General features: G+C 56.4%; 13 protein-coding genes and 1 other annotated feature. Of the genes, 5 read left to right on the top strand and 8 right to left on the bottom strand.

Annotated features, from left to right (window positions below; all coding sequences use genetic code 11):
• Positions 1 to 30: 30 nt before the first annotated feature.
• The 4 genes from GXM22_RS07580 to queA form a co-directional block, all read right to left on the bottom strand.
• Positions 31 to 417 (bottom strand): TIGR04086 family membrane protein, encoded by a 387-nt coding sequence (locus GXM22_RS07580; protein WP_005934226.1) that lies wholly within the window; start codon positions 415 to 417, stop codon positions 31 to 33.
• 65 nt (positions 418 to 482) lie between these two features.
• Positions 483 to 803, bottom strand: a complete 321-nt coding sequence (gene yajC, locus GXM22_RS07575; protein WP_005934224.1) for a preprotein translocase subunit YajC — start codon at positions 801 to 803, stop codon at positions 483 to 485.
• 83 nt (positions 804 to 886) lie between these two features.
• Positions 887 to 2,032, bottom strand: coding sequence for a tRNA guanosine(34) transglycosylase Tgt (tgt, locus tag GXM22_RS07570; protein ID WP_005934221.1), 1,146 nt, complete (start codon positions 2,030 to 2,032; stop codon positions 887 to 889).
• Between the two features lie 143 nt (positions 2,033 to 2,175).
• Positions 2,176 to 3,204, bottom strand: coding sequence for a tRNA preQ1(34) S-adenosylmethionine ribosyltransferase-isomerase QueA (gene queA / locus GXM22_RS07565; RefSeq protein ID WP_099357184.1), 1,029 nt, complete (start codon positions 3,202 to 3,204; stop codon positions 2,176 to 2,178).
• A 153-nt stretch (positions 3,205 to 3,357) separates the two neighbouring features.
• On the opposite strand from queA, the gene asd reads away from it, so the two are divergent.
• From asd to GXM22_RS07540, 5 genes are all read left to right on the top strand, one after another.
• Complete coding sequence (gene asd / locus GXM22_RS07560) at positions 3,358 to 4,440, top strand: aspartate-semialdehyde dehydrogenase (RefSeq protein ID WP_035394444.1); 1,083 nt, start codon at positions 3,358 to 3,360, stop codon at positions 4,438 to 4,440.
• Between the two features lie 41 nt (positions 4,441 to 4,481).
• A complete protein-coding gene (gene dapA, locus GXM22_RS07555; protein WP_005934211.1) occupies positions 4,482 to 5,375 on the top strand; it encodes a 4-hydroxy-tetrahydrodipicolinate synthase in 894 nt (297 codons plus the stop codon).
• A 78-nt stretch (positions 5,376 to 5,453) separates the two neighbouring features.
• The gene (gene dapB, locus GXM22_RS07550; RefSeq protein ID WP_005934209.1) at positions 5,454 to 6,212 is read left to right on the top strand and encodes a 4-hydroxy-tetrahydrodipicolinate reductase; all 759 of its coding nucleotides are present in this window, start codon (positions 5,454 to 5,456) and stop codon (positions 6,210 to 6,212) included.
• A gap of 46 nt (positions 6,213 to 6,258) precedes the next feature.
• Entirely contained in the window at positions 6,259 to 7,551 is a 1,293-nt protein-coding gene (locus GXM22_RS07545; RefSeq protein WP_035394442.1) for a CapA family protein, read from the top strand.
• Between the two features lie 36 nt (positions 7,552 to 7,587).
• A complete protein-coding gene (locus GXM22_RS07540) occupies positions 7,588 to 8,055 on the top strand; it encodes an ACT domain-containing protein (RefSeq protein ID WP_005934206.1) in 468 nt (155 codons plus the stop codon).
• Between the two features lie 97 nt (positions 8,056 to 8,152).
• Here GXM22_RS07540 and tyrS read toward each other — a convergent pair whose 3' ends face one another.
• The 4 genes from tyrS to GXM22_RS07520 form a co-directional block, all read right to left on the bottom strand.
• Complete coding sequence (tyrS, locus tag GXM22_RS07535; RefSeq protein ID WP_097771118.1) at positions 8,153 to 9,370, bottom strand: tyrosine--tRNA ligase; 1,218 nt, start codon at positions 9,368 to 9,370, stop codon at positions 8,153 to 8,155.
• A gap of 66 nt (positions 9,371 to 9,436) precedes the next feature.
• Positions 9,437 to 9,689: a binding site (T-box leader), on the bottom strand.
• Positions 9,690 to 9,723: 34 nt separating this feature from the next.
• A complete protein-coding gene (gene recN / locus GXM22_RS07530; RefSeq protein WP_005934201.1) occupies positions 9,724 to 11,400 on the bottom strand; it encodes a DNA repair protein RecN in 1,677 nt (558 codons plus the stop codon).
• Positions 11,401 to 11,418: 18 nt separating this feature from the next.
• Entirely contained in the window at positions 11,419 to 11,907 is a 489-nt protein-coding gene (locus tag GXM22_RS07525; protein ID WP_005934198.1) for an arginine repressor, read from the bottom strand.
• Positions 11,908 to 11,935: 28 nt separating this feature from the next.
• Entirely contained in the window at positions 11,936 to 12,787 is an 852-nt protein-coding gene (locus GXM22_RS07520; protein WP_097771968.1) for an NAD(+)/NADH kinase, read from the bottom strand.
• Positions 12,788 to 12,797: the final 10 nt, after the last annotated feature.

The following is a 12,797-nucleotide window of genomic DNA, read 5'->3' as shown; positions in this document are numbered from 1 at the left end:
CCTGTCCTCCTGTTTTTCTGCTGTAAATTCTCAATGCCGGTGCCGTTCTGTACGCAGGATGCTGAACACCCCGCCCAGACAGCCAAAAACGAATACCAGTGCAAAGCGGGTCAGCTGCATTTCCGTTGGTTCAATGCCCTCCGAAAGACCGAATCCTAGCAGAAGCAGAACAAACAGTCCGCCCTGTACAGCACCACAGATAAGGCCTCTGCTGTGATAGAAAAACGCCATGAGCCAGCCGCTGCAAAAGCTCCCGGCACAGACAATGGCACTGACCATGGGCCAGGCAGTGCTCTGCGCAAGGCTCTGGTTTGCCATCAGGTAGGCCAGCCCGGCCATGCAGGCGGCGGTGAATATCCCACCAATGCCGAATGCGGCCAGTGCTTCCAGGATGGGTAACTTCTTCTGTTCCAACATAAAAACCCGCCTCCCTGCACTACTGTATGCAGAGGGGCGGGTAAAAAAGACCTTGCTTTTAGAGATTACTTCTTTGCGTTGGCAGGAGCATTGTCCATGTTCAGCTTCTCAACAGAGCTGATCGCATTCTTGGTGAAGCGGATCTTCACACGGTCGGAACCGGTCTCCAGAACAAAGGTGTCATCCTTGATGGCGACCACACGGCCAACAATACCGCCGATGGTCACGACCTGATCACCGATCTCCAGAGCTGCACGCATGGCAGCATCCTTCTTCTCCTGCTTCTTCTGGGGACGATAGATCATAAAGTAGAGCAGGACCAGCATCAGAGCCAGGGTGAAGAACAGGCTGATATAGCTTTCAGTGGTAGTAGTCAGAAATTGCATGGGACAAAGTCTCCTCTCAAAATTCAGATAAACTCATTATAACCGCTTCTGCTCCCTCTTGCAAGGGAAAAGCATGAAAAAGCTCAAATTCTTGTATCCAGCAGCTTGACATAACGGTCATGGAAGGTGGTAAAGGTGCCTGCATCCAACTCATCGCGGATACGCTCCATCAGGTGGTTGTAGAACCACAGGTTGTGCATAACGGCCAGACGCATGCCCAGCAGCTCCTCTGCCTTGAACAGGTGGCGGATATAGGCACGGGAGTAGTTCCGGCAGGCCGGGCAGCCGCAGGTGGGGTCAATGGGGCGCTCGTCCCGCTCATACTTTGCGTTCTTGATATTGATGATGCCGCCCCAGGTGTTCAGGTGGCCATGGCGGGCATTGCGGCTGGGCATGACGCAGTCAAACAGATCCACGCCGCGGGAAACTGCCTCGATCATGTTGCCAGGGGTGCCGACACCCATCAGATAGCGGATCTTATCCTTGGGCATATAAGGCTCCACCTCGCTGATCATCTCGTACATCACCTCAGCAGGCTCACCCACGGCCAGACCGCCGATGGCGTAGCCGTCCAGCTCCAGCTCCGCGATCTGCTTCATGTGCTCTACACGCAGATCAGCAAAGGTGCATCCCTGATTGATGCCGAACAGCAGCTGGTCGGGGTTGGTGGCCTTGCCCTCCTGCTTCAGGCGGGCCATCTCAGCCTTGCAGCGCTTGAGCCAGCGGGTGGTGCGCTCACAGCTGGCTTTGGAGTACGCGTGCTGGGCAGGATTCTCCACACACTCATCAAAGGCCATTGCGATGGTGGAGCCCAGGTTTGCCTGGATCTGCATACTTTCCTCAGGGCCCATAAAGATGCGGTGGCCGTCCAGATGAGAGGCAAAGGTCACGCCTTCTTCCGTGATCTTACGCAGCTTAGACAGGCTGAACACCTGGAATCCGCCGCTGTCGGTCAGGATGGGGCCGTTCCAGCGGGTAAACTTGTGCAGGCCGCCCATATCGGCTACCAGCTGATCACCGGGGCGCAGATGCAGGTGGTAGGTGTTGCAGAGCATTACCTGGGTGCCGATCTGCTGCAGATCCTGCGCGGACAGGCCGCCCTTGATGGCACCGGCGGTGGCAACATTCTGGAAGGCAGGGGTCTGCACCGTGCCGTGCACGGTCTTGAACTCGCCCCGCCGGGCGTTGTGCTCCTGCTTGAGCAGCTTAAAAGTGGTCAAAGAAGGCATAAGTTTTTTCCTTTCTGTGTACGGAAAACAGCCGTACAGCCTTGTGCCGCCGGGCAGGCGGCAGGTTCAGAAGTGGTGGATACCGAGCTGCCGAAACGGTTCCGGCAGTGTTTTGGGCTTTTGGGAGAGCGGGTGCTGAGGGATCACAGGATCAGCATCGCATCGCCGAAGGAAAAGAAGCGGTACTTTTCCTCTACGGCAACTTTATAGGCAGCCATGGTCTTTTCGTAGCCGTAGAGGGCAGAGACCAGCATGATGAGGGTGCTTTCCGGCAGGTGGAAGTTGGTGATCAGGCCATCGATGCAGTTGAACTTGACACCCGGGTAGAGAAAAATAGAGGTATTGCCGCTGCAGGCCTTGATCTCACCATATTTTGCGGCGGCGGCTTCCAGCGTACGGCAGCTGGTGGTGCCAACGGCGATCACGCGGTGCCCGGCGGCCTTGGTTTCCCGGATGCGCTGAGCAGTCTCCTCGCTGATGGAATACCACTCACTGTGCATCTTGTGATCCGAGATCTCGTCCTCCTGCACGGGGCGGAAGGTTCCCAGACCCACATGCAGGGTAACCTCGGCAATGCCGACACCCTTGGAACGGATGGTATCCATCAGCTCCGGGGTGAAGTGCAGGCCTGCCGTGGGTGCAGCAGCGCTGCCCAGCTCCTTGGCATAGACCGTCTGATACTGGCTCTGATCTTCCAACTGCTTGGTGATGTAGGGTGGCAATGGCATCTTGCCAAATTCATCCAGTTTTTCATAAAGGGTCTCGGTGTCATAATAGAATGTAACAAACTTGTTGCCATCCTCCAGCGTTTCGTCCACCACAGCGGTCAGGGTGCCGTCACCAAAACTGACCTTGGTGCCGGGCTGCATCCGCTTGCCGGGCTTTGCCAGGCACTCCCACTGATCTCCCTTGACCTGCCGCAGAAGCAGCAGCTCGCACACAGCACCGGTAGGCTGCTTGACACCCACGATGCGGGCGGGCAGCACCTTGGAGTTGTTGACCACCAGCAGGTCACCCGGCTCAAGATATTCCGGCAGATCGCGGAAGATCCGGTGCTGGATGCTGTCGTCCTTCTGGCTCAGAACCATGAGCCGGGCCGAGTCTCTGGGGTCTGCAGGCTCCTGTGCAATGAGTTCTTTGGGTAAATCATACCAAAAATCTTTTTTTAACATACTTTGCATTTGCCTTTCCGATGATTGACACGAGTGCCGTATCAATGTTATCATAAAATCTGTATAAACAGTATCTATTATATTGCAAGGTCGGCTGGTTTGCAAGCCGTGTTCGATGTAAATTTGCTTTTATTGAAAGGAAAGGTGCTGGAAATGGAAAAACAGTATAAAGTTGGTATCGTTGGTGCAACGGGCATGGTGGGGCAGCGTTTTGTGACCCTGCTTGAGAATCATCCCTGGTTCAAGCTGACCACGCTGGCCGCGTCCGGCCGCAGCGCAGGCAAGACCTATGAGGATGCCGTTGGCAGCCGCTGGGCAATGACCACCCCGATGCCCGAGAGCGTCAAGAAGATGGTCGTGCTGGATGCCGCCAAGGTGGAAGAGGTCGCTTCTCAGGTCGATTTCATCTTCTGCGCAGTCAATATGCCCAAGGCCGAGATCAAGGCACTGGAAGAGGCTTACGCAAAGGCCGAGTGCCCTGTGGTCTCCAACAACAGCGCAAACCGCTTTACCCCGGATGTTCCCATGGTCGTGCCTGAGATCAACGCGGACCACATTGAGATCATCCCTGCCCAGCGCAAGCGTCTGGGTACCAAGCGCGGCTTCATTGCGGTCAAGTCCAACTGCAGCCTGCAAAGCTATGTGCCTGCCCTGCATCCTCTGATGAAGGAGTTTGGTGTCAACAAGGCTCTGGTCTGCACCTATCAGGCCATTTCCGGTGCAGGCAAGACCTTTGACCGGATGCCCGAGATCGTAGATAACGTCATCCCCTACATCGGCGGTGAGGAAGAGAAGAGCGAGCGCGAGCCGCTGAAGCTGTGGGGCCACATCGAGGGCGATCAGATCGTCAACGCCGAGAAGCCCACGATCACTGCGCAGTGCTTCCGTGTCCCCGTTTCTGACGGCCACACCGCCGCCGTGTTTGTAAGCTTTGACAAAAAGCCCACCCAGGAGCAGATGCTCGAGGCCTGGGCTAACTTCCGCGGCCCTGCACAGGAACTGAACCTGCCCAGCGCACCCAAGCAGTTCCTGCACTACTTCACTGAGCCCGATCGTCCTCAGCCCAAGCTGGATCGCAACACAGAGAACGGCATGGCTGTCTGCATCGGCCGCCTGCGCGAGGACACCCTGTTTGACTACAAGTTCGCCTGCATGAGCCACAACACCCTGCGCGGCGCTGCCGGCGGTGCCGTGCTGCTGGCTGAGCTGCTGGCAGCAAAGGGCTATTTTGACTGAACAACACGTTCCTGACGGAGCGTACAAAGGAGTTTTATACTATGAAGAATCCTGTCTTTACCGGCGCGGCGGTGGCAATCATCACCCCCATGTACGAAGATGGCAGCATCAACTTTGATGAGCTGGGCCGCATCATTGAAGATCAGATCGCACGGGGCACCGATGCTATTGTGATCTGCGGAACTACCGGCGAATGCTCTACCATGACCGATGAGGAGCAACTGGCCGCCATCAAGTTTACGGTCGAGACGGTCAATCACCGGGTGCCTGTTATTGCGGGTGCTGGTTCCAATGATACCGATCACGGCTGTGCACTGGCAGCAAAGTCTGCTGCCTGCGGTGCCGATGCCCTGCTGCTTGTGACCCCCTATTACAACAAGACCACACAGGCAGGTCTGGTGGCCCACTTTACCGCTATGGCCGAGGCGGGCGGCATCCCGGTTATCCTGTATAATGTACCTTCCCGTACCGGTCTGAACATCACCCCCGAGACAGCACTGGAGCTGAGCCGGAATCCGCTCATCAACGGCATCAAGGAGGCCTCCGGCAACATCTCTCAGGTGGCCAAGATCGCTCAGCTGTGCGGCGACGAGCTGAACATCTACTCTGGCAACGATGATCAGGTGGTCCCCCTGCTGTCTCTGGGCGGCAAAGGTGTCATCAGTGTGGTCTCCAATGTCAAGCCTGAGTTGGTGCACAACTGCTGCAAGGCATGGTTTGAGGGCGACACCAAAACTGCCTGCAAGCTGCAGCTGGAGATCCTGCCCTTGGCGGATGCACTCTTCTGCGAAGTAAATCCCATCCCTGTCAAGTACGCCATGAATGTGCTGGGCTGGGAGGCCGGTCCCTGCCGTCTGCCGCTGGTCGAGCCCAGTGATGCCCACAAGGAGAAGATCGAGCAGGCACTGGAGGCCGAAGGTCTGATTCAGGAATAAACAAAACAGCGCACAATGCCCGGTGGAAATGGTTCCTCCCGGGCATTTGCCGTTACAACAGAAAACGAGGAAACAAAAATGACGGATATTATCATTCAGGGCATTGGCGGCCGGATGGGTCACGCCCTCTGCGAGATGATTGCAAACCGGAGTGACTGCCGCGTGGTCGCCGGGATCGACCAGCAGGACGGTGAGCAGAACGGCATCCCCGTATACGACAGTCTGGATAAGCTGGACGGCAAGGGCGATGTCATCATTGATTTCAGCGCTCCTGTTGCTGTGGAAAAGGCACTGACCTATTGCGAAGCACACAAGATGCCCATCGTGGTCTGCACCACTGGTCTTTCCGAAGAGCTGCAGCTGAAGGTGGTGCAGCTGTCCCGCATTGTGCCCGTGTTCAAGAGCGCCAACATGTCCATCGGCATCAACCTGCTGTCGGAGCTGTGCAAGCGTGCATCGGCCATTCTGGGTGCAGACTATGATGTGGAGATCGTGGAGCAGCACCACCACAACAAGCTGGATGCCCCCAGCGGCACTGCCCTGATGCTGGCCGATGCCATCAACGAAGAGAATAACGGCGCATATCATTATGTTTACGACCGTTCCTCTGTACGCCAGAAGCGCGACCCCAAGGAGATCGGCATCAGCTCCGTGCGCGGAGGCAGCATCGTGGGCGACCACGAGGTGCTGTTCTGCGGTCCGGACGAGGTCATCACCCTCAAGCATACTGCATATTCCCGCAGTGTTTTTGCAAATGGCGCAATAAATGCTGCTGTCTATCTTGCAAAAAAGGAGCCGGGCCTGTACAATATGGGTAACATGATCGCAGAGCTGTAAGGTCTCTGCGTCTTCCACCATTTTGAGCGGCAGGAGGGCTGACGGAATGGAGCAGGCAAGACACGCGGCATCCACGAAACGACATGCGCGGCACGAACCGCAGAACCGGCGAAAACGAAAACCCGTTTTTCTGAGGATGATGGGAGTGCTGCTGGTGGCTGGTGCGGCGTTGGCCTGCTTTGGCTTCTGGCGCTTCCAGACTCCCGGCATCGTACTTGGCCCCTTTGAGGACGAGCCTTCGACCGCTGAAAGCGTTCCCCCGCCCGAACCGGAACCGCAGCCTGTTACAACCACACTGCGTTTTTCGGCCACCGGGGATAATCTGATCCATGCTCCCATCTACAAACAGGCAGCCCGCCGGGCAGCGGAAGGCCAGCGATATAATTTTGACTACTGCTACGAGCACCTGCTGGATTTTTATGCCGCGCAGGATGTAAACTGGATCAACCAGGAAACACTCTGCAGCAAGGAACTGGAGCCTTCCACCTATCCCTGCTTTTCTACCCCCGGTGAATGCGCAGAGGCTCTTTACCGGGCAGGCATCCGGGTGTTTAGTCTTTCCAACAACCACACCTACGATAAAGGTGCCAAAGGTATCGCAGCAACGCTGCGGTTCTGGGACGAGATGCCGGAAGATGTGGTCACGACCGGCCTGTGGTACGGAAAGAGCGATTATGGTACTATCCCCCTGCAGACGGTAAACGGTGTGACGATCGCCTACCTCTCCTACACCGACCACACCAATGGCATCCCGCAGAGCAGTGCAATGACAGCCAATGTCATCTACACCAGCCAGCGGGATGTGATGGAACAACAGGTACGCAGGGCGCGTGAGCTGGCCGATTTCGTGGTGGTGGGAGTTCACTGGGGCGTGGAGGATAGCCACAAGATCACCCAGACCCAGCGGGACCTCGCCCAGCAGCTTTCCGACTGGGGTGCGGATGTTATTCTGGGCACGCACCCTCATGTGGTGCAGGATGCCGAGTGGAAAACCTCTGTGGATGGCCGCCAGACCTTTGTAGCCTATTCCCTGGGAAATTTCCTCAGCACCCAGAGCAAACCGGATCAACTCATCGGTGCCATCCTGACACTGGAGCTGAACAAGACGACGGACCCGGATGGCAGCGTTCACTGCGCTGTCGCTTCCCCGCAATTACATCCCACCGTGACCCACTATGATGCCGGTAAATCCAACGTCCGCACCTACCTCTTCCGGGATTACACGTCGGAGCTGGCGCAGGCGCACGGTGTCCGGGCCGCCTACCCCAGCTTTGGGATAGAGTACATTCAGAACGTATTACAAGCCAATATTAACAGCGCGTTTTTGACGCTCGCCTGAATTTGCAGCCCTTTGGGGCAGATTGGAGTGTTCATTATGTATGGTGTTTCCAAAATCAACATTGAGCCCAGCCTGATGATGATCAGTGTGCAGGATGTGGAGTTCAAGGGCAACAGCCTGGCCCGCTACCTGCAGATCTTTGCCGATACCGGCGTTGTGGTAGATATGATCAGTCAGAGCGCCCCTCACGGTACCAACATTGATTTCAGCTTTACCGCATCTGCCAGTGATCTGACACTGGTGATGAAGGCCATCTCTGCCGCCAATCTCGACAAGGATGCCAAGGCTTCCCCGCTGATCAGCGTCGGTTACTCCAAACTGAACCTCTTCGGTGAGGACATGGTCACCAACTGCGGTGTAGCTGCCCGGGCCCTGAACGCACTGGCCATGGCTGACATCGAGGTTCTGCTCATCACCACCAGCGATCTGGATATTTCTCTGCTGGTGCGCAGTGAGAACGAGGACTCCGCTTACGATGTGCTGAAGAAGGCCTTTGAGCTGTAAGTGCCCTTCTCTATAAACATTACACAAACGTAAAAAGCCCGGCGGTATCCGATTTATGGATACCGCCGGGCTTTTATCATACGCTGTTTCTAAAAGATTACAGGGTCACTTTGTGGTAGATCTTCTTGCCCTTCTTGATGACGATACCGTTCTTCAGCTGATCAGCGGTAAAGCTGACAGTGGGAGCAGCTACCTTTTCACCATCCACCAGGACACCGCCCTGCACAACCAGGCGGCGGGCCTCGCCGTTGGAAGCGGCCAGACCGGCCTTGACCATGAGGGTCAGGATGCCGATGGAGCCATCGGTCAGATCCGCTTCGGTCAGCTGAGTGGAGGGCATGTGCTCAGTGTCGGCAGCACCGCTGAATAGGGCACGGGCAGCGTTCTGGGCCTTCTCAGCCTCTTCCTCGCCGTGCACCATTTTGGTCAGCTCGTAGGCCAGGATCTCCTTGGCCTCGTTCAGACGCTGATCCTTCCAGGTGCTCATCTCATCAATCTGCTCCAGCGGAAGGAAGGTCAGCATCCGGATGCACTTCATCACATCAGCATCGCCGACATTGCGCCAGTACTGGTAGAACTCAAAGGGACTGGTCTTGTTGGGGTCGAGCCAGACCGCATTGCCTGCAGTCTTGCCCATCTTCTTGCCCTGAGAATCAGTCAGCAGAGTAATGGTCATCGCGTAGGCATCCTTGCCCAGCTTGCGGCGGATCAGCTCAGTGCCGCCCAGCATGTTGCTCCACTGGTCATCGCCGCCGAACTGCATATTGCAGCCGTAGTGCTGGAACATGTAGTAGAAGTCGTAGCTCTGCATGATCATGTAGTTGAACTCAAGGAAGGACAGGCCCTTCTCCATGCGCTGCTCATAACACTTGGCGCGGAGCATGTTGTTGACGGAGAAGCAGGCACCCACATCACGCAGCAGCTCAACATAATTCAGGTTCAGCAGCCAGTCGGCATTGTTCAGCATCAGAGCCTTGCCCTCAGAAAAATCGATGAACTTCTCCATCTGCTTCTTGAAGCAGGCTGCATTGTGAGCAATATCCTCCTTGGTCAGCATTTTGCGCATATCGGTACGGCCAGAGGGGTCACCGATCATGGTGGTGCCGCCGCCGATCAGGGCAATGGGCTTATTGCCAGCCATCTGCAAGCGCTTCATCAGGGTCAGGGCCATAAAATGGCCTGCAGTCAGGCTGTCTGCAGTGCAGTCAAAGCCAATATAGAAAGTGGCCTTGCCGTTGTTGATGAGGTCAATGATCTCATTGTCGGTGATCTGGGCTACCAGACCGCGAGCCTGCAGTTCTTCGTAAAGGGTCATGGGATTATCCTCCTGTTTTATCGGGCAGAGGACAAAAGAAAACGCCCCCTGCCAAAAATGAATTTGGCAGAGGGCGAGAAAATCGCGGTACCACCTCTGTTTGCCGCCCCCTCACGGAAACGGCCTCACGAGTGCGCCCCACAGAGATGGGATACACTCCTGCGTTTGTAACGCTCGCACGCGGCACAGCCTACTAGCCAAAGCATTCAGCCTGCAACTCCGGGAGGTATTTCCCCTGTTGTTCTGCACACCCCTTGCACCAACCGGGGTCTCTCTGGGCAGACACTAACAAGGTACTTGTTCCCTTCAACGTCTTTCAACAAAAATCAGTTTAGCACAAATCAGCAGGGTTGTCAATCACCGGTTTCATGCTCGGCCAGCCCCAGCATCTCTCTGGCATTGGCACGGGAAAGCTCCGTGACATGGTCACCAGAAATGATATGCGCCAGTGCGTCCACTCTTCCCTCGGTATCCAGCGGGTGGATCTCGGTATAGGTTCGCTCATTCGTGATATTCTTCTGGATAAGCAGATGGCAGTCGGCCAGTGCAGCGATCTGCGCTGTGTGGGTGATGCAGAGGATCTGGTGATCTTTTGCGCTCTGTTTGAGCACCTCACCGATGCGGCTGGCCGCCTTGCCGGATACGCCGCTGTCGATCTCATCGTAGATGACCGTAGGCACTGCGTCCTTATCGGCCATGGCATTTTTGATTGCCAGCGTGATACGGCTCAGTTCACCGCCGGAAGCGATTTTTGCCAGCGGCTTGGGATCCTCACCGGGGTTTGTGGAAATATAAAACTCCACGCTGTCCTGGCCATGGCTGGCCAACGGGCCGCGGGTATGGCGCAGGGTCATGCGGACACCGGGCATGTTCAAAAAATCCAGTGTGCCGGAGATGCGCCTGTTCAATTCCTCAAAGGCTTTCAGGCGGGTCTGGGTCAGCACCTCGGCCTTATCCCGGGCAAGTACATAGAGCCGATGCTTTTCAGCCTGCAGATGCTCTGTCCGCTCCTGTGAGAATTGGATGCGGTCCAGCTCTTCCCTTGCCTGCTGTCCAAAGGCGATGATATCTTCCACAGTATCACCGTATTTTCGCTTGAGCTTGTAGATCAGATCCATCCGCTGTTCGATCTCATCCAGCTCTGCATCATTCGTCTCGTAGCCCTCCAGCCGCCCGATCAGGTCAGCAGAAAGGTCTTTTGCGGTGTAATAAAGATCCAGCAGCTGTCCGGCGGCAGCAGAAAGGCCGCTGTCCAGTTGGGCGGCTCCATCGATCGCATTGGAGGCTTCCCCCAGCAGATCAACGGCACCCGGGGCATCATCTCCGCCCGAAAGCAGCGCATAGCTCTGGGAGATGCGCTCCCGGATGGTGGAGGCATTTGCCAGCACCTTACGGCGGGCCATCAGCGTCTCCTCTTCGCCTGCGGTCAGGCTGGCATCCTCGATCTCCTGTACCTGATAACTCAGCAGATCGATCTTTCGCTGTTTTTCACCCTCATCGGTGATGATGGCATCCAGCTCCTTTTTGACCTTGATAAGCTCCCGGTAAACAGCATAATACTCCTGATACACCGCCCCGTTCTGGGCGTAGGCATCCAGGATACCCTCATGGCGGGCCGGGTTCAACAGGCCTACGGAATCGTGCTGGCCGTTGATGTTGATGAGCCCACCGCACAGTTCCCGCAGAATGGCTGCTGTGGCAGGCATTCCGTTGATGCGGCAGGTGCTCTTGCCCTCGGCAGTGATCTCACGGCTCAGGGTCAGCGCTTCTGAGCGCTCATATCCTGCCTTTTCCAGGCTGTCCAGCACTGCAGGCGGAACATCATCAAATGCCGCCCGGATGACTGCTTTTGCAGCCCCCGTGCGCACCAGATCCTTGGAGGTGCGGTTGCCCAGAATGGCATTGATGGAGTCGATCAGGATAGATTTGCCCGCACCGGTCTCGCCGGTAAGGACATTCAGGCCCTTCTCAAAATGCACGTTGGCCTTCTGGATGACTGCAACATTTTCAATTTGCAGACTGCTCAACATGTTCGTTCTCTCCTGCCTTTATTTCTGCCCGATGTAATGCCCAAGCTCGGTGCAAATGGTCTTTGCGTCCCGCTCTGAGCGGGCCACGATCAGAAAGGTATCGTCACCAGAAAGGGTGCCGACCACATTTTTCCACTTGAGTGCGTCAAACACCTCGCAGGCCGCATTGGCCATGCCAGAGTAGCACTTTACCAGCACCACATGGCCCGCAAAGTCCACCCCCAGGACAGATTCATGGAAGATGGTCTCAAACCGGGCCTGCATCTTGGGGTTAAGTGCCTCGCTGTGGCTGGAAACATAGCGGTAGCCGGTGGTGGTGGCAGCTTTGACAAGGTTCATCTCCCGGATATCGCGGGAAATGGTCGCCTGTGTGGCATCAAAACCTTCCTTGCTCAGGTACTCCAACAGAGTCTCCTGTCGGCTGATGGGATTCTCCTGGATCAGACGCAGGATGGTCTGCTGCCGCTGCTGCTTGCTTTTGTTATCCCCTCGGCTGGTGCGTCCCATGTGATCTTCTCCCTTCGTTGTGGTTGTGTCATCGTCTGCCGCGCAGTTTCTGGTCAATGGCCTGGAACTGGTCGGCCTTGCTGAAGGTGATGAGCTGCACGACCTGATCAGACAGCCGCACCTCCGCGGTGGCTCCGGCTTTTACGGAATAGCCCGCATTCCCATCACAACTGATAAAAACTTCTTCATCTGCCACCTGGCCCACACAGAGGTTGATCTTGCGCTCCTGCGCAAAAACCATGGCCGGGCTGGCAAGGCTGTGGGGGCAGATGGGTGTGACAACGATGCCCTTGGTCTGAGAATCAAGGATCGGCCCGCCTGCCGCCAGAGAATAAGCGGTGGAGCCGGTGGGCGTTGCCACAATGACACCATCGCCCCGGTAATGCTCCACCAGGATATCATCACAATAGATGCTGAAATCCACTGCCTGCTGCAGGCGGCCCTTGGTCATAACCACATCATTCAGGGCATGGCCCTCCCAGCTGTCATCCCCCAGCACACGGACATAAAGCAGCATCCGGTTATCCAGAAAATATTCACCCCGGGCTACGGCGGAGAGCTTGGCTTCCATTTCATCGACCTCACAGGTAGCCAGAAAGCCGCACCGGCCCAGATTGATGCCGAGAATGGGCTTTCTGTATTCCAGTGAGAGGTTGGCTTCATGCAGGATGGTGCCATCTCCTCCGATGGTCAGGATGACATCCGTCCGTTCCAGGCATTCCTTCTGGGTCAGATACTCCACGCCCATGGTCATGCACTCGGCCTGCAGGCCGTCCTGCATCAGCACCTGTGCCCCATGGGTCAGCAGGATCTGCGCCGCACGCTGGGAAATGCCGTAGGCCATAGCCTTGCCGGGGTTTGGGGAAATGTAGACGGTCATCGTCCGCGCC

The organism is Faecalibacterium duncaniae (genome assembly GCF_010509575.1).
In the GTDB taxonomy this organism is placed as follows: Bacteria; Bacillota; Clostridia; order Oscillospirales; family Ruminococcaceae; genus Faecalibacterium; species Faecalibacterium duncaniae.
The sequence above is the reverse complement of the archived record's forward strand: the minus strand, read 5'-3'. Positions and strand labels throughout refer to the sequence as shown.

Excerpts from the sequence above, each read along its gene's own strand:
- GXM22_RS07545 (WP_035394442.1), top strand. The coding sequence starts at position 6,259 with ATGGAGCAGGCAAGACACGCGGCATCCACGAAACGACATGCGCGGCAC.
- asd (WP_035394444.1), top strand. The coding sequence starts at position 3,358 with ATGGAAAAACAGTATAAAGTTGGTATCGTTGGTGCAACGGGCATGGTG.
- GXM22_RS07525 (WP_005934198.1), bottom strand. The coding sequence starts at position 11,907 with ATGGGACGCACCAGCCGAGGGGATAACAAAAGCAAGCAGCAGCGGCAG.
- recN (WP_005934201.1), bottom strand. The coding sequence starts at position 11,400 with ATGTTGAGCAGTCTGCAAATTGAAAATGTTGCAGTCATCCAGAAGGCC.
- tgt (WP_005934221.1), bottom strand. The coding sequence starts at position 2,032 with ATGCCTTCTTTGACCACTTTTAAGCTGCTCAAGCAGGAGCACAACGCC.
- dapA (WP_005934211.1), top strand. The coding sequence starts at position 4,482 with ATGAAGAATCCTGTCTTTACCGGCGCGGCGGTGGCAATCATCACCCCC.
- dapB (WP_005934209.1), top strand. The coding sequence starts at position 5,454 with ATGACGGATATTATCATTCAGGGCATTGGCGGCCGGATGGGTCACGCC.
- GXM22_RS07540 (WP_005934206.1), top strand. The coding sequence starts at position 7,588 with ATGTATGGTGTTTCCAAAATCAACATTGAGCCCAGCCTGATGATGATC.
- GXM22_RS07580 (WP_005934226.1), bottom strand. The coding sequence starts at position 417 with ATGTTGGAACAGAAGAAGTTACCCATCCTGGAAGCACTGGCCGCATTC.
- GXM22_RS07520 (WP_097771968.1), bottom strand. The coding sequence starts at position 12,787 with ATGACCGTCTACATTTCCCCAAACCCCGGCAAGGCTATGGCCTACGGC.
- queA (WP_099357184.1), bottom strand. The coding sequence starts at position 3,204 with ATGTTAAAAAAAGATTTTTGGTATGATTTACCCAAAGAACTCATTGCA.
- tyrS (WP_097771118.1), bottom strand. The coding sequence starts at position 9,370 with ATGACCCTTTACGAAGAACTGCAGGCTCGCGGTCTGGTAGCCCAGATC.
- yajC (WP_005934224.1), bottom strand. The coding sequence starts at position 803 with ATGCAATTTCTGACTACTACCACTGAAAGCTATATCAGCCTGTTCTTC.